Source organism: Cellulophaga sp. BC115SP, assembly GCF_009905545.1.
GTDB lineage: Bacteria > Bacteroidota > Bacteroidia > Cytophagales > Spirosomataceae > Flectobacillus > Flectobacillus rivi.
This window is the reverse complement of the sequence record NZ_JAAALB010000003.1, coordinates 177,560-192,899: the sequence shown is the minus strand read 5'-3', so window position 1 is coordinate 192,899 and position 15,340 is coordinate 177,560. Positions and strand designations below refer to the sequence as shown.

Sequence of the window (15,340 nt, the reverse complement as noted above, 5' to 3'; positions counted from 1 at the left end):
GGTAGCTCGCTCTTATATTTTAATAGCTTTTAAGACCTCTCTCTTGCCACGTGGTCCTTGATGTTTCTCTACAATAAATCCAGCAGCTATCAATGCTTTTCTAACGACCGTTTTTGAGCAATAAGTCGTCAAAACTCCCCCTTCATTCATAGCTTCATAAATTTTTCGAAAAACCTCTTCTGTCCACAACTCAGGCTGTGTATTGGGTGAATAAGCGTCGAAATACACTAAATCTACTTTTTGAGTAAACTGATATTTTAGTAAATCATCTTGAATTTTCGTCAAAGAAAAGTTTTTCATTACCTCGTGCTGCTGATTCCACGAAAGCTGGTGTAATCGTTGTAACACATCCGAACCCAATAATGAGTCATAGTTCAGAGCGCTATACTTTTCGATTGATAAGGGAAATGCCTCTAAAGTGGTATAATCAACATGATAATCATGTTTTTGTGCCTCAATGAATGTTAGTAATACATTTAACCCTGTTCCAAAGCCCATTTCGAAAACTCTTATCTCTTTACCTGCTTGAGCTTTTTCCCACAAACCTAATTCAATGTAAATTCTTGTTGACTCCTGCAATGCTCCATTTACAGAGTGATGCCACACTCCTAACTCTGAGTCATATAATGTATGTGAACCATCTTTGGTAAGTATTAACTCTATCATAATTTGCAAATAGAATGTACTTGTATCTATTATTTTGTCATTCACTCAATGATTGACAAAACTAGCCTTTGATAAGAATAAACTAGGATATAGCCAGAATGTTGAATATCACTCCAGCTACTTTATAAAAAAAGCGGTTCGAAATTCGAACCGCTTGCAATTTTATAACATTTCCACAAAAGAATCAAATAAGTATCTTGAATCGTGTGGGCCAGGAGAAGCTTCAGGGTGGTGTTGTACCGAAAATGCTGGTTTATCAACACGACGCAAACCTTCAACTGTTTTATCATTAAGGTTGATATGAGTCAATTCAACTGATGGATTAGCTTCTAATTCTTCCATTTTAACTGCAAAACCGTGGTTTTGAGAAGTAATTTCAGACAAACCTGTAATCAAGTTCTTTACAGGGTGGTTTAAGCCACGGTGTCCATTTTTCATTTTATAAGTAGACAAACCAGATGCTTGCGCTAAAATTTGGTGTCCTAAACAGATACCAAAAGTTGGTTTTTCGTTCTCTACAATCTCTTTTACTGTTGCTACAGCATAAGGCATTACCGCTGGATCACCAGGACCATTTGAGATAAAGTACCCATCTGGAGCCCATGCTTCCATTTCAGCAAAGCTAGTTTTTGCAGGGAATACTTTCAAATAACAACCTCTATCTGTCAAGTTAGACAAAATACTTTTCTTTACGCCAAGGTCAAGAACTGCTACTTTTTTCTCAGCGTTTTCTTCGCCCAAGAAATAAGGCTCTTGCGTACATACTTGAGAAGATAACTCTAATCCTTCCATTGGAGGAACTTTAGCTAGTTCAGCTTTAAGCGCTTCAATCTCTAAAATTTCAGATGAAATGATACAGTTCATTACACCTTTTTCGCGGATATGTCTCACAATTTGACGAGTGTCAATGCCCGAAATACCTACGATACCCGCCTTTTCAAAATACTCTTGCAATGACCCATCAGCAGTCTTGCGTGAGTGAATTGGCGAAAATTCATTACAAACCATCCCTGCAATCTTCACTGAAGCTGATTCTTCTTCAAGCTCATTGACTACACCATAGTTACCTATGTGAGAGGTTGTGTTTACAATTACCTGTCCAAAGTACGAAGGGTCGGTATAAATTTCTTGATACCCAGTCATCCCCGTATTGAAGCAGATTTCGCCGCCACTAGTCCCGATTTTTCCGAGGGCATTGCCTCTAAAAACTGTGCCGTCTTCCAACAACAAAATCGCTGGTTGGCTTTGTGTTACTTTCATTGGTTGCTCTTTGGTTAAAAAATTATGCAAAGTTAAGCGAAAATGAATAAAAATGAAGAGATTTTGTAATCAACTCCTTGTATATCATGACAATTTCAAATTTGAAAAATGAGATTTATCATTTTCCCATTGAAATTTAGAATTATTAAAAGTTTGAGTAGAACTGCTCATCAGAGGGCGCAAAAAAAAGCCTCAATCAAAAACGATTGAGGCTTTTATGTCAGGACTACATCATGACTATTCTTCTGATTTTTCTTCAGCAGCTGGAGCTTCAGGAGCTTCTTCAACAGCTGGAGTTTCAGCAACAACTTCTGCAGCAGGTGCATCAGCTTTCTTAGTCGAACGACGGCTACGACGAGTCTTAGCAGATTTCTCAGTAACAGCAGCCAATAAAGTTTCGTTGAAGTCAACTAACTCAATTAAACAAATATCAGCGTTGTCACCAAGACGATTTCCTAACTTGATAATTCTTGTGTATCCACCTGGGCGGTTAGCAACTTTCTCAGAGATTGTACCGAAAAGTTCTTTAACAGCTTCTTTGCTTTGCAAGTAAGAGAATACAACACGACGGCTGTTAGTATCGTCAGTCTTTGATTTTGTGATCAAAGGCTCAACATACTTTCTTAATTCTTTAGCTTTTGCAACAGTAGTTTGAATTCTTTTGTGAAGAATCAAAGAAGAAGCCATGTTTGATAACAAAGCGGCTCTGTGAGAGGCAGTTCTGCCTAAGTGGTTGAATTTTTTTCCGTGTCTCATTATTGTTCGTAAGTTAAAAGCGAAATCGAGTTTCGCTGCGGTTAGATAACCTTGGGGGCATCCACCTATTACTACTGGTTAAAATTGGAGTGCAAAGTTATACAATGTGTAATGACTTACCAAGTATAACTTTGCATTTCCTATTATTAATCTTCATCCAAGCGGTAGCGAGCTACATCCATACCGAAGTGAAGACCTTTTTCTTCTACTAATTGTTCCAATTCAGTTAATGACTTCTTACCGAAGTTGCGGAATTTCATCATATCAGAAATTTCCAATTTAACTAAATCGCCTAAAGTTCTAACGTCTGCTGATTTCAAACAGTTGTAAGCACGAACTGACAAATCAAGATCTGCCAATGGTGTCTTCAACAGTTTTCTCATGTGAAGCATTTCTTCGTCCACTACATTTTCATCTTCAGCCTTCATAGCTTCAAATGTCATTGTTTGGTCAGAGAACAACATGAAATGCTGAATCAATATATACGCTGCACCTTTCAAAGCATCCTCTGGGTGAATCGAACCATCAGTTTCGATATCCAAGATTAACTTTTCGTAGTCAGTTTTTTGTTCTACACGTGTGTTTTCTACACTAAACTTCACGTTTTTAATTGGAGTGTAGATAGCATCGATTGGAATATGACCAAATGGAGGCTCTACATTACGAGGCTCGTCAGCAGGAACATAACCACGACCTTTTTCAACGATTATCTCCATTTCAAACTCTTTCGACTCATCCAAGTTGCAGATTACTAAATCTGGGTTAAGGATTTCGAAATAGTTTGTAAATTTGTTAATGTCTCCAGCAGTCAACGTAGTCTGGCCCTTTACTCTTACATTGATTTTGTTTTCAAGAATTTCCTGAGTTTTCTTAAAACGAACTTTTTTCAAGTTCAAGATAATCTCAGTCATATCCTCAATAACACCCTCAATAGCAGAGAACTCGTGTAATACTCCACCTACTTTCACGCTAGTAATAGCGTAGCCTTCAAGTGAAGACAACAAGATTCTACGAAGTGCGTTACCGATTGTAACGCCATAGCCTTTTTCGAGAGGCTTAAACTCAAATAACCCGTGAAAGTCGTCAGCTTTCTCCATAACGACTTTGTCGGGCATTTGGAATGCTAATATTGACATATTTCGTAGCTTAATTTATCTTAGATTTTATAAGAATAGAGTAACCGAGCGTAATATACTAAATAACTTCGTGAGTTTTAGGAATTTGTGGAGTATTTTTTGAGAAAAATCTTGACAAAATTGTTTTTTTTTATTATAATACAATTTTCAAAGCAAGAATTATAACTGCAATTACTCTACTGCGTTTTATAAAATATCGAATACCAAGTAAATTGATATTCGATATTTTACAACTAACAAAGTTTTTCGTATTTACAACTAACAAAACAAGTAGATAAATAGTTTTGTTAAAGCTACGATTACTTCGAGTAAAGCTCGACGATTGCCTGCTCGTTGAAGTTTTCAGGAATGTCACTTCTCTCTGGGTAAGAAAGGAATTTACCTGTCAAAGTAGATGCTTCCCACTCCAACCAGTTAAAACGCTTAATTGCTCTTCCAGCAAGAGAGTTAGTGATAACTTCTAATGACTTCGATTTTTCACGAACACCAACTAATTGTCCTGGCTTTAATGAATATGATGGGATGTTAACAATTTCTCCGTCAACAAGGATATGCTTGTGGATAACCAACTGACGTGCAGCACGACGAGTTGGAGCAATACCTAAACGGTAAACTGTATTGTCAAGACGTGCTTCACAAAGTTTCAAAAGGTTTTCACCTTTGATACCTTCTCTTACGGCAGCTTTATGGAAAAGATTTTCGAATTGTTTTTCAAGAATACCATAAGTGTATTTCACTTTTTGTTTTTCTTTCAACTGCAAAGCATATTCTGATTGCTTAGCACGTTTTCCTTTTCCGTGTTGACCTGGGCCGTAGTTTTTGCGTGATAACGCTTTGCTTGGACCTAAGATTGGCTCACCGAAACGACGAGCAATTTTTGATTTTGGACCTGTGTATCTTGCCATTATTATTAAGAAATTGAGTCAATGAGCCTCTTTTGCTCAATGAAGTAATTAAGTTATTGGAAACATGAAAACGAAGGGTAATAATTACTAATTACCCTTCGCAATGCTTTTATAAAAGTGTTACAAAATGTAACGACTTCAAACTATACTCTACGACGTTTTGGAGGACGACAACCGTTGTGAGGTAGTGGAGTAATATCTTTGATAGAAAGAACTTCAATACCAGCATTTGCTACAGTTCTGATAGCTGATTCACGACCAGCACCAGGACCTTTAACAAAAACTTCAGCTTTCTTCATACCAGCTTCAACAGCTACAGCAGCACAGTTGCTAGCCGCTGTTTGAGCAGCGTATGGAGTGTTTTTCTTAGAGCCTTTGAAGCCCATTTTACCAGCTGAAGCCCAAGAGATAACTTGTCCTTGGCTATTAGTGATAGAGATAATGATATTGTTAAAAGAAGCTTTGATGTGTACTTGGCCTAATGCCTCTACAATCACAACTCTCTTTTTTGCTTTATCTTTTCTTTTAGCTTGTGCCATTTTAAGAGTTTGGTTAATAATGTGCTATACCGAGTTTTTCAAACTAAATTGAATCTTGGGTACATCCTGCTACATTATATTAATTATTACTTAGTAGCTTTTTTCTTGTTAGCAACTGTCTTACGTTTACCCTTACGAGTACGAGAGTTATTTTTAGTTCTTTGACCACGCAAAGGAAGACCTTTACGGTGACGAAGACCACGGTAACAACCAATATCCATCAAACGTTTGATGTTCAACTGGATTTCAGAACGAAGTTGACCTTCTGTTTTGAATTCAGCTGCAATGATGTTACGGATGGCACTAGCTTCCTCATCGTTCCACTCACCAGCTTTCTTATCTAAAGAAATACCAGCTTGAGCTAAAATTTTCTGAGCAGTGCTACGACCGATACCGAAGATATAGGTCAAAGCGATTTCGCCTCTTTTTTTATCGGGAATATCAACCCCTGCAATACGAGCCATATTGTTCTAAAGCTTTTTTAGTTTTTTAGGGAATTTAAGGAAAGTAATTTCGCAACTACTGCCTCAAATACTATTACCCTTGTCTTTGTTTGAACTTTGGATTTTTTTTGTTAATAACGTAAAGTTTACCGTTACGACGGATTACTTTACATTCAGCACTACGCTTTTTGATAGACGCTTTAACTTTCATTGTAGTATTGTCTTATAAGTTATCAATTCATTCTGACAGTGCCAAAGTATTAGCTTTTGCAAACTGCCCAGCTAACTAACAACTGTCTTTTTATTTGTAACGGTACACGATTCTTGCTTTTGACAAGTCGTAAGGTGACATTTCTAGCTTCACCTTATCTCCTGGTAAAATTTTGATGTAATTCATTCTCATTTTACCAGAAATATGGGCAATCACTTGGTGAGTATTTTCAAGTTCAACTCTAAACATAGCGTTTGAAAGTGCTTCAATGATAATACCATCAACTTCAATGGATGATTGTTTTGCCATAAAATTGTTTTATTTGTTAGTCGTAATTCGCGTGATAAATGAATTTGTACGAGTCAACGATTAACAACTACCTTCAAAGAGTTTTAGATTTCAGCTAAGTATTCGTTACTTTTTAAAACATCTTCGATGTATTCAAACGTTGTCAATATACCTGCTTGATCTTTGCTAACAGCAACTGTGTGTTCAAAATGTGCTGAAGGTTTACGATCTTGGGTTCTGATAGTCCAGTAATCGTTTTCTTGATGAATTGCTCTTTTTCCAAGATTAATCATTGGTTCAATTGCAATTACCATTCCTTCTTTTAGTTTTGGGCCATCACCTCTTCTTCCGTAGTTGGCTACTTCTGGGCCTTCGTGAAGTGATTTACCTACACCATGCCCAACAAGTTCTCGCACAACTGTAAATCCTGCTTTCTCGCAATATGACTGAATAGCAAATCCAATATCCCCAATTCTCTTGCCAGCTACAGCTTGCGAAATACCTAAGTATAGCGACTCTTTAGTGACACGTAAGAGTTGAAGCGTTTCTTCTTTGACATTGCCTACTGCATAAGTATATGCACTGTCTGCGTGAAAGCCATTCTTATAAACTCCGCAATCAATCGAAATAATGTCTCCGTCCTTTAGTTCGTAATTATTAGGAATCCCATGTACGACAACGTCATTTACCGAAATGCATAAAGATGCTGGGTACTTATGACCACCTACATTATAATTCAAGAATGAAGGATGAGCTTCATTATCTTTAATATACTCGTAGGCTACTTTATCGAGTTCTTTAGTAGTAATGCCAGGTTTAATAACCTTGGCTACTTCAGCGTGAGTTTTCCCAAGAATAACACCGTTAGTACGGATAATTTCTAACTCTGAAGATGTTTTTAAATAAATCATCTGATATTACTGAGCGATTGCTTCAGTTCTACCTTTCACACGACCCGATTGCATCAACCCTTCATATTTACGCATTAAAAGATAACTTTCAATTTGTTGAAGAGTATCAAGCACAACACCAACCAAAATCAAAAGAGAAGTACCTCCAAAGAAGGAAGCAAACCCACGAGTGATTCCGAAGATGCTTGCAACTGCTGGTAAAATCGCAATGATTGCCAACATAAATGCACCAGGAAGCGTAATTCTATCAAGAATATCAGCGATGAAAGATGAAGTAGCTTCGCCTGGTTTAACACCTGGAACAAAACCACCACCACGTTTCATATCATCTGAAATTTGTGTTGGGTTGATAGAAATAGCAGTGTAAAAGAATGTAAATACAATAATTAAAAATGCAAATAACAAATTGTACTGCCAAGTAGTAAAATCACCAAACGCTTGAGCGATTGATTGAGCTACTTCACTCTTATCAGCTAATGATTGAGCAACAAGGCCTGGAACAAACATCAATGCTTGAGCAAAAATGATTGGCATTACACCAGCAGCATTCAACTTAAGAGGAATATACTGACGTTCACCACTCATTGAAACTCTATTTCCTACTACTTGCTTCGCGTATTGTACTGGAATACGACGTACAGCTTGAGTTACCATCACAGCGCCCATTACTACAAAGAACAAGGCAACAACCTCGATAATGAATAATAAAGCACCAGACATACCTCTTGATTGAGCTTCACCTAATAAAGAAGCTGGAAAACGAGACACAATACCAATCATGATTAGCATTGAAATACCGTTACCAATACCTTTGTCAGTGATTTTCTCACCAAGCCACATACAGAACATAGTTCCAGCAACCAAGATGATTACTGAGTACAAACGGAATGACCAAGGAGAAACTAGAATAGCTTCAGCAGGGATAGTTACTTGCAAATATGTAAAGGCTTGTGCAGCTGTCACAAAAATTGTTAGAACACGAGTGATTTGGTTTAACTTTTTGCGACCAGACTCACCATCTTTCTGCATCTTTTGGAAATATGGCAATGCAATTGTAAGAAGTTGGATTGCAATAGAAGCAGAGATATATGGCATGATGCCTAAGGCAAAAATAGAGGCGTTATTAAACGCTCCACCTGAGAACATATTCAACAAACCTAATAAACCGCCTTCACCCTTCTGCGCTAACTTCGTGGCATCTACACCTGGTAAAACAACGTAAGATCCAAGGCGAAAAAAGGTGATAAACAACAGGGTGTTAAGAATACGAGTTCTTAACTCCTCTATTGAGATAATGTTTTTGATAGTGCTAATAAACTTGTTCATGCTATCTGTTTAAGTAATCGTTATAGAATATAACTCGAAAGATGTTCAACTTTTTCGTTATTTACAAATCCGTTGCCAGATTTTACAATGATTACTCAATTATTTCTGTTGTCTATCGATTTTTCAATTGAAAATTAAGCTACAACTGCCTTACCTCCTGCAGCTTCAATAGCAGCTTTAGCAGAAGCAGAGAAACCTTTAACCTGTACCTCTACAGCAGACTTGATTTCGCCACGTGACAAGATTTTCACCAAGTCATTTTTAGAAACCAAACCATTTTGGTACAATACATCGTGAGTGATTACAGTTACACCTGTAGTGTCAACCAAAGCTTGGATTGTATCCAAGTTGATTGCTTTGTATTCAACACGGTTAATATTTTTAAAGCCGAATTTAGGAATACGACGTTGAAGAGGCATTTGACCACCTTCAAAACCAGATTTACGAGAGTAACCTGAACGTGATTGAGCACCTTTGTGACCACGAGCAGAAGTACCACCTAAACCAGAACCTGCACCACGACCAACTCTTTTTCTTACCTTAGTAGAGCCCACTGCGGGCTTTAATGACGATAAATTCATTTTTTTTGAAATTAAATAATTGCTAAACGCCATCTCACCGTGAGATGACTCGCTTAATCAAACCTTATGGTTCAGATTAAAGATTTTCAACTACAATCAAGTGTTGAACCGCACGAATCATACCTGCGATAGCTGGGTTCAATTCTTTCTCTACGCTTTTGTTCAATTTACCCAAACCTAAAGCTTGAATAGTACGTTTTTGAACTTCTGGACGCTTGATTGTACTCTTAACTTGAGTAATTTTTACCTTTGACATGGTCTTATATTTTGGAGTCTCAGTATAGGGCTTGAAGTAATGCTACAAGCCCTATTACATCAACTAAAATAAATTATCCGTTAAATACTTTTGCTAAAGATACTCCTCTTTGGAAGGCTACTGTATGAGGGTTTCTCATTTTAACTAGCGCATCAACTGTTGCTTTTACCACGTTGTGTGGGTTAGAAGAACCTTTTGATTTAGCTAATACGTCATGAACACCTGCAGCTTCCAATACAGCACGCATTGCACCACCTGCAATTACCCCAGTACCTGGAGCTGCTGGCTTCAACAATACGAAACCTCCTGAGAACTTACCGATTTGTTCGTGAGGTACAGTTGCTTTCAAAAGAGCAACTTGGAATAAGTTTTTCTTAGCGTCTTCGATACCTTTAGAGATAGCGTCAGTTACTTCGTTTGCTTTACCCAAACCGAAGCCAACTACACCTTTGCCATCACCAACTACTACGATTGCAGAGAAGCTGAAACGACGTCCACCTTTTACTACTTTCGCTACGCGGTTGATAGCAACAACTCTTTCTTTTAGTTCGCCTTCGTTAACCTTGATAGGTTTTGATATTAATTGCGACATTTTTTTCTAATTTGAAAATTGTTGAATTTGAAAATTTGAAATCTGTGCTTTAACATCAAAAACTTTCATTTTGGAACGGCGGATATCCGCATTGCACAAATTCAAATTGACTAATTAAAATTTAAGACCTCCTTCTCTTGCACCTTCAGCAACTGCTTTAACACGACCATGGTACAAGTAACCGTTACGGTCAAAAACAACTGTTGAAACACCTGCAGCCAAAGCTTTCTCTGCAATTTTAGCACCTACTAATTTTGCACTTTCAACATTACCATTCTTCAAACCTAATTCCTTAGATGAAGCAGCAGCCAATGTAGAGCCTTTTGTATCGTCGATCAACTGAGCATAGATACCCGAGTTTGAACGGAACACTGACAATCTTGGCTTTTCAGCTGTACCAGAGATTTTAGCTCTGATAGACAACTTAATACGAAGTCTTCTTGATTCTTTTTGCGAAGCCATTAATTTATATAGTTTTGTGGATTACCGACCCACGATGATTAAATTCTATTTCTTACCACCAGCTTTACCAGCTTTTCTACGAATTTGCTCACCCACGAAGCGAATACCTTTACCTTTGTAAGGCTCAACTTTACGAAGAGAACGAATTTTAGCTGCAACTTGGCCGATTAATTCTTTGTCGATACCTTCTAAAGTAACCTTAGGGTTTTGACCTTTTTCCATTGCAGTTGTAACTTTCAACTCAGATGGGATTTGCATGAAGATTGCGTGAGAGTAACCTAACGCTAATTCAAGAAGGTTTCCTTGGTTAGAAGCTTTGTAACCTACACCGACAATTTCCATTTCTTTTTTGAAACCATCGTTTACGCCAACAACCATGTTGTTAATCAAAGCGCGGTATAGACCGTGAAGAGCTTTGTGACGTTTTTGATCTGTAGGACGTTGTACACGTAATTCGCTACCTTCGATTTCTACAGTAATATCTGGATCGATTGAACGAGAAAGAGTACCTTTTGCGCCTTTTACAGTTACTGTGCTTTTTTCTACTGTTACAGTAACACCGGCAGGAAGTGTGATAACTTTATTACCAACGCGTGACATGACTTGTGTGTTTTTGCTTAAATGGAGGAGTGACTCCTCTTTCAGCGTTATTTGAAAATAAGTTAGGGAACAAACCTGTATAAGACTTATTCCCCAAATGTAAGATTAGTATACGTAGCAAAGAACTTCGCCACCTACATTAAGTGTGCGAGCCTCTTTGTCAGTAATAACACCTTTTGATGTTGAAAGGATAGCTACACCTAAACCATTCAATACGCGAGGCAATTCATCTGCTCCTTTGTATTTACGCAAACCTGGTTTAGAAATTCTCTCCAATTTAACGATTGCAGGTTGTTTAGTAACTGGGTTGTATTTCAAAGCGATTTTGATTGTACCCTGTACTGATGAATCGTCAAACTTGTAGTTTTGAATGTATCCTTTATCAAAAAGCACTTTAGTGATTTCCTTTTTGATGTTAGAAGCAGGAATTTCAACGATTCTGTGACGTGCCTTGATGGCATTTCTCAATCGTGTTAAGTAGTCTGCTATTGGATCTGTCATTGTTTTCGATATTTGAAACGAACTTTTCTTTGGGAAAAGGCTCGCAAAATTACGGAATTGGATTTAAAAAAACAACCATAAGTGGCTGATTTTAATAAAGATTACGACAAATTTTTATCGTAAGAGTATTACCAGCTTGATTTTGTCACACCTGGAATCAATCCTGCTGAAGCCATTTCACGGAAAGTCACACGGTTGATGCCGAATTTACGCATATAACCTCTTGGACGTCCTGTAAGCTTACAACGGTTGTGCAAACGTACTGGTGAAGCGTTTTTAGGCAATTTATCCAAACCTAAGTAGTCGCCAGCAGCTTTTAAAGCAGCACGCTTAGCAGCGTATTTAGCAACTGTTGCTTCTTTTTTTCTTTCTCTTGCTTTAACTGATTCTTTTGCCATGTTGGTTGAATCTTTTTATCAGTTGTCTGTTATCTGTTATTCGTTATCCGCATAGCGTTTTCGAAGTCGGGACGACGAATAACGGATAACATAGTTTATTACTTCTTCGAATTAGCGAAAGGCATACCCATTTGTTGTAACAAAGCGTAAGCTTCAGCATCTGTATTTGCAGTCGTAACGAAAGTGATATCCATACCAGAGATTTTGCTCACTTTGTCGATAGAAATCTCTGGGAAAATGATTTGTTCTTTCACACCCAAAGTATAGTTACCACGACCATCGAAACCTTTGTCTGAGATACCTTTGAAGTCACGTACACGTGGAAGAGCCACTGTCGTCAAACGATCAAGGAATTCGTACATTTTATCTCCTCTCAAAGTTACTTTCACACCGATTGGCATGTTTTCACGTAACTTAAAGTTTGAGATAGCTTTTTTAGACATTGTAGCTACTGCTTTTTGACCAGCAATAAGAGTTAGTTCTTCAACACCTGTGTCGATCAATTTCTTGTCAGCTACAGCAGCACCGATACCTTTGTTGATTACAATTTTAGTAATCTTAGGAACTTGCATTACTGATTTGAATTGAAATTTCTCTTTTAGAGCAGGAACGATTTCGCTAACGTATTTGTCCTTTAATCTTGTTGTAGTTGCCATTATTATGAAAACTTTATGTGGATTTCCGACCCACTTTTCACGGTATCATAAGACACCGCTTCATTGAATTATTAGATAAATTTACCTGTTGCTTTAGAATATCTTTGCAACTTACCATTCTCGTTTAATTTACGACCTGTACGAACAGCTTTACCGTTCTCAGAAACTGCAATATTAGAGATATGGATAGTACCTTCTGTTTTAACGATACCACCTTGAGGGTTAGCAGCGCTAGGCTTAACGTGTTTTGTGATAAAGTTTACGCCTTCTACGATAGCACGTTGCTTATCAACTAAAACTTTTTTAACTACGCCTGTTTGACCCTTAGCGTTCCCAGCGATAACCACAACAGTATCACCAGTTTTGATGTGCAACTTAGGTTGCTTATTAAACTTTCTTTCCATGATGATTACAAATTATGATTAAAGTACTTCTGGAGCTAATGAAACAATTTTCATGAAACCTGCGTCACGCAATTCACGTGCAACTGGTCCAAAAATACGAGTACCACGTGGCTCGTCATTGTTGTTTAAAAGAACTGCTGCATTGTCTTCGAAACGGATATATGATCCATCCTTACGACGAATTTCTTTTTTAGTTCTTACAACTACGGCTTTAGAAACCGTACCTTTCTTCATGCTTGATGACGACAAAGCAGACTTCACTGTTACTACAATTTTGTCACCAATAGAAGCATATCTTTTTCCTGTACCGCCCAACACGCGGATAACCAGTACCTCTTTTGCACCTGAGTTATCAGCAACGCCGAGTCTTGATTCTTGCTGTACCATTGTTTGTTTGGTATATTAAAGATTGCGAAAAAATTAAATTTAACGATACACCACTAACTGAATAGGGAAGTGATGTTGAACGTTGGATAAAAACTGGAGTAGTGAATTATTTCGCTTTCTCGATAATTTCAACTAATCTCCAACGCTTGTTCTTTGACAAAGGACGGGTTTCCATAACCTTCACTGTGTCACCGATTCCACATTCGTTATTTTCATCGTGAGCCATCAATTTGGAAGTTTTCAACATAAACTTACCATAAAGAGGGTGCTTAACTTTTCTGTCTACGGCGACGGTGATAGATTTATCCATCTTGTTGCTCACCACACGCCCAATCCTTACTTTTCTTAGATTTCTTTCCATCGTTGGATTTGGTTGTTTTAGATTGACCTCAAGCGGTATGTTGATGAGGTCTGTTCAGTTTAAATAAAATGATAGGAAGTTCCTATTATTTAGAAGCTGCTGTAATAGCAGTTTCCAAACGAGCGATCAATTTGCGAGATTCACGCAAGCGCAAAGGGTTCTCGATTGGAGAAATAGCGTGAGCAAACTTCAAACGTGCCAAAGCATCTTTTTCTGAAGCTAGAGTTGCTTTCAACTCATCTAGGCTCAATTTTTGGATTTCTGCGTTCTTCATTATTTTATCAGTCATGGAGTCGTTAGAAGTTTTGAGGCTTCCAACGACATGATATACTATTCTTGATAATCTCTACGAACTACGAATTTAGTACGAAGTGGCAATTTTTGAGCCGCCAAACGAAGTGACTCTTGTGCCAATTCCAAAGGTACCCCAGCAGATTCGAATAAGATAGTTCCTGGTTTGATATTAGCTACCCAGTATTCTGGAGCACCTTTACCTTTACCCATACGAACTTCGGCTGGTTTCTTAGTGATTGGTTTGTCAGGGAAGATACGAATCCAAACCTGACCTTCACGTTTCATTGCACGAGTTACTGAGATACGAGCTGCTTCGATCTGACGAGCAGTGATACGTCCTGGCTCCAGAGCTTTGATAGCGAATGTACCGAAGTCAATTTCATGACCGCGAGTAGCCAAACCTTTCACTCTACCCTTCTGTTGCTTACGGAACTTGGTTCTTCTTGGTTGTAACATTGTCTTATGAAGTCTTGCAGTTTTAAGTCGTAAGTCTTAAAGTACTTTGGAGTAGCTTTAGGACTTGCGACTTGAAACTAAGATTAAAAATTATCTCTTACCGCCTCCTCTGTTGTTGGTATTTCCTCCTTTACCACCACCACGGTTGTTGTTATTGTTGTTGTTACGACGCTGATCGCCACCACGGCCACCACGGTTGTCGCGTCCACGACGTCCGTTATCGTCATCACGACCACCACGATTGTGGTTACCACCGCGAGAATCGCCACCAGCTTGTTGAGCTGACATACCAGCGTTTGGAGAAAGATCACGTTTTCCGTACACTTCGCCTTTACATACCCAAACTTTGATACCAATTTTACCATAAACTGTCAAAGCTTCAGATACTGCATAGTCGATATCCGCACGCAAAGTGTGAAGAGGAATACGTCCTTCTTTGTATCCTTCTGAGCGAGCCATTTCAGCACCACCCAAACGGCCAGAAAGTTTCAATTTGATACCTTGAGCACCTACTCTCATCGCAGAAGCAATAGCTTGCTTCATAGCACGACGGAAAGAAATACGTGCTTCTAATTGTTGAGCGATAGTTTCGCCAATCAATTTAGCATCAATCTCAGGACGTTTAATTTCAAAGATGTTGATTTGAACATCTTTGCCTGTGATTTTCTTTAATTCTTCTTTGATTTTATCTACTTCTTGACCACCCTTACCGATTACTACGCCTGGGCGAGCAGTATTGATAGTCAAAGTAATACGTTTCAAAGTACGCTCAATAATTACCTTAGAGATTGCACCCTTTGGAATACGAGCGGCTACGTATTTACGGATTTTTTCATCCTCAACTAACTTGTCGGCAAAATTTTTACCGCCGTACCAGTTAGAATCCCAACCTCTGACGATACCAAGTCTAAGACCAACGGGGTTAACTTTCTGTCCCATTTTATGATATTT

25 protein-coding genes are annotated in these 15,340 nt (G+C 38.2%); all 25 read right to left on the bottom strand.

What is annotated here, in order from left to right; translation table 11 throughout:
- Nucleotides 1-12: 12 nt before the first annotated feature.
- Nucleotides 13-666 carry a tRNA (5-methylaminomethyl-2-thiouridine)(34)-methyltransferase MnmD gene (mnmD, locus tag GVN22_RS03725; protein WP_205690776.1) on the bottom strand — a complete coding sequence of 218 codons (654 nt, stop codon included), beginning with the start codon at nt 664-666 and terminating at the stop codon, nt 13-15.
- Between the two features lie 162 nt (nt 667-828).
- Nucleotides 829-1,926, bottom strand: coding sequence for a glutamine-hydrolyzing carbamoyl-phosphate synthase small subunit (gene carA, locus GVN22_RS03720; protein ID WP_166549712.1), 1,098 nt, complete (start codon nt 1,924-1,926; stop codon nt 829-831).
- Between the two features lie 237 nt (nt 1,927-2,163).
- Nucleotides 2,164-2,682: a 50S ribosomal protein L17 gene (gene rplQ / locus GVN22_RS03715; RefSeq protein ID WP_166549711.1), complete on the bottom strand. Its 519-nt coding sequence runs from the start codon at nt 2,680-2,682 to the stop codon at nt 2,164-2,166.
- Nucleotides 2,683-2,828: 146 nt separating this feature from the next.
- Nucleotides 2,829-3,818, bottom strand: coding sequence for a DNA-directed RNA polymerase subunit alpha (locus tag GVN22_RS03710; RefSeq protein WP_095160731.1), 990 nt, complete (start codon nt 3,816-3,818; stop codon nt 2,829-2,831).
- A 299-nt stretch (nt 3,819-4,117) separates the two neighbouring features.
- Entirely contained in the window at nt 4,118-4,723 is a 606-nt protein-coding gene (gene rpsD, locus GVN22_RS03705) for a 30S ribosomal protein S4 (RefSeq protein ID WP_166549710.1), read from the bottom strand.
- 143 nt (nt 4,724-4,866) lie between these two features.
- Nucleotides 4,867-5,262 carry a 30S ribosomal protein S11 gene (gene rpsK, locus GVN22_RS03700; protein ID WP_166549709.1) on the bottom strand — a complete coding sequence of 132 codons (396 nt, stop codon included), beginning with the start codon at nt 5,260-5,262 and terminating at the stop codon, nt 4,867-4,869.
- 86 nt (nt 5,263-5,348) lie between these two features.
- Entirely contained in the window at nt 5,349-5,726 is a 378-nt protein-coding gene (gene rpsM / locus GVN22_RS03695) for a 30S ribosomal protein S13 (protein WP_095160734.1), read from the bottom strand.
- A gap of 73 nt (nt 5,727-5,799) precedes the next feature.
- Nucleotides 5,800-5,916: a 50S ribosomal protein L36 gene (gene rpmJ, locus GVN22_RS03690; protein ID WP_044172008.1), complete on the bottom strand. Its 117-nt coding sequence runs from the start codon at nt 5,914-5,916 to the stop codon at nt 5,800-5,802.
- A gap of 90 nt (nt 5,917-6,006) precedes the next feature.
- Entirely contained in the window at nt 6,007-6,225 is a 219-nt protein-coding gene (gene infA, locus GVN22_RS03685; RefSeq protein WP_095160735.1) for a translation initiation factor IF-1, read from the bottom strand.
- 83 nt (nt 6,226-6,308) lie between these two features.
- A complete protein-coding gene (gene map / locus GVN22_RS03680; RefSeq protein WP_166549708.1) occupies nt 6,309-7,115 on the bottom strand; it encodes a type I methionyl aminopeptidase in 807 nt (268 codons plus the stop codon).
- A 6-nt stretch (nt 7,116-7,121) separates the two neighbouring features.
- Complete coding sequence (gene secY, locus GVN22_RS03675) at nt 7,122-8,441, bottom strand: preprotein translocase subunit SecY (protein ID WP_166549707.1); 1,320 nt, start codon at nt 8,439-8,441, stop codon at nt 7,122-7,124.
- 134 nt (nt 8,442-8,575) lie between these two features.
- Nucleotides 8,576-9,022, bottom strand: a complete 447-nt coding sequence (rplO, locus tag GVN22_RS03670) for a 50S ribosomal protein L15 (protein ID WP_166549706.1) — start codon at nt 9,020-9,022, stop codon at nt 8,576-8,578.
- Nucleotides 9,023-9,098: 76 nt separating this feature from the next.
- Nucleotides 9,099-9,278: a 50S ribosomal protein L30 gene (rpmD, locus tag GVN22_RS03665; RefSeq protein ID WP_166549705.1), complete on the bottom strand. Its 180-nt coding sequence runs from the start codon at nt 9,276-9,278 to the stop codon at nt 9,099-9,101.
- A gap of 73 nt (nt 9,279-9,351) precedes the next feature.
- A complete protein-coding gene (gene rpsE, locus GVN22_RS03660; RefSeq protein ID WP_095160740.1) occupies nt 9,352-9,870 on the bottom strand; it encodes a 30S ribosomal protein S5 in 519 nt (172 codons plus the stop codon).
- A 114-nt stretch (nt 9,871-9,984) separates the two neighbouring features.
- Nucleotides 9,985-10,332, bottom strand: a complete 348-nt coding sequence (rplR, locus tag GVN22_RS03655; protein ID WP_095160741.1) for a 50S ribosomal protein L18 — start codon at nt 10,330-10,332, stop codon at nt 9,985-9,987.
- A 45-nt stretch (nt 10,333-10,377) separates the two neighbouring features.
- Nucleotides 10,378-10,932: a 50S ribosomal protein L6 gene (gene rplF, locus GVN22_RS03650; protein WP_166549704.1), complete on the bottom strand. Its 555-nt coding sequence runs from the start codon at nt 10,930-10,932 to the stop codon at nt 10,378-10,380.
- A 105-nt stretch (nt 10,933-11,037) separates the two neighbouring features.
- Entirely contained in the window at nt 11,038-11,433 is a 396-nt protein-coding gene (rpsH, locus tag GVN22_RS03645) for a 30S ribosomal protein S8 (RefSeq protein ID WP_095160743.1), read from the bottom strand.
- A gap of 128 nt (nt 11,434-11,561) precedes the next feature.
- Nucleotides 11,562-11,831 (bottom strand): 30S ribosomal protein S14, encoded by a 270-nt coding sequence (gene rpsN, locus GVN22_RS03640; RefSeq protein ID WP_166549703.1) that lies wholly within the window; start codon nt 11,829-11,831, stop codon nt 11,562-11,564.
- A gap of 98 nt (nt 11,832-11,929) precedes the next feature.
- Nucleotides 11,930-12,487 (bottom strand): 50S ribosomal protein L5, encoded by a 558-nt coding sequence (gene rplE / locus GVN22_RS03635; protein WP_095160744.1) that lies wholly within the window; start codon nt 12,485-12,487, stop codon nt 11,930-11,932.
- Between the two features lie 71 nt (nt 12,488-12,558).
- Nucleotides 12,559-12,891, bottom strand: coding sequence for a 50S ribosomal protein L24 (gene rplX, locus GVN22_RS03630; RefSeq protein ID WP_166549702.1), 333 nt, complete (start codon nt 12,889-12,891; stop codon nt 12,559-12,561).
- A gap of 18 nt (nt 12,892-12,909) precedes the next feature.
- A complete protein-coding gene (gene rplN, locus GVN22_RS03625) occupies nt 12,910-13,278 on the bottom strand; it encodes a 50S ribosomal protein L14 (RefSeq protein ID WP_166549701.1) in 369 nt (122 codons plus the stop codon).
- A 106-nt stretch (nt 13,279-13,384) separates the two neighbouring features.
- Complete coding sequence (gene rpsQ, locus GVN22_RS03620; protein ID WP_095160747.1) at nt 13,385-13,639, bottom strand: 30S ribosomal protein S17; 255 nt, start codon at nt 13,637-13,639, stop codon at nt 13,385-13,387.
- An 85-nt stretch (nt 13,640-13,724) separates the two neighbouring features.
- The gene (gene rpmC / locus GVN22_RS03615) at nt 13,725-13,913 is read right to left on the bottom strand and encodes a 50S ribosomal protein L29 (protein ID WP_095160810.1); all 189 of its coding nucleotides are present in this window, start codon (nt 13,911-13,913) and stop codon (nt 13,725-13,727) included.
- 56 nt (nt 13,914-13,969) lie between these two features.
- On the bottom strand, nt 13,970-14,389 hold the full coding sequence (gene rplP, locus GVN22_RS03610; RefSeq protein WP_095160748.1) for a 50S ribosomal protein L16: 420 nt from the start codon (nt 14,387-14,389) through the stop codon (nt 13,970-13,972).
- Nucleotides 14,390-14,479: 90 nt separating this feature from the next.
- Nucleotides 14,480-15,328 carry a 30S ribosomal protein S3 gene (gene rpsC / locus GVN22_RS03605; protein ID WP_095160749.1) on the bottom strand — a complete coding sequence of 283 codons (849 nt, stop codon included), beginning with the start codon at nt 15,326-15,328 and terminating at the stop codon, nt 14,480-14,482.
- Nucleotides 15,329-15,340 lie beyond the last annotated feature (12 nt).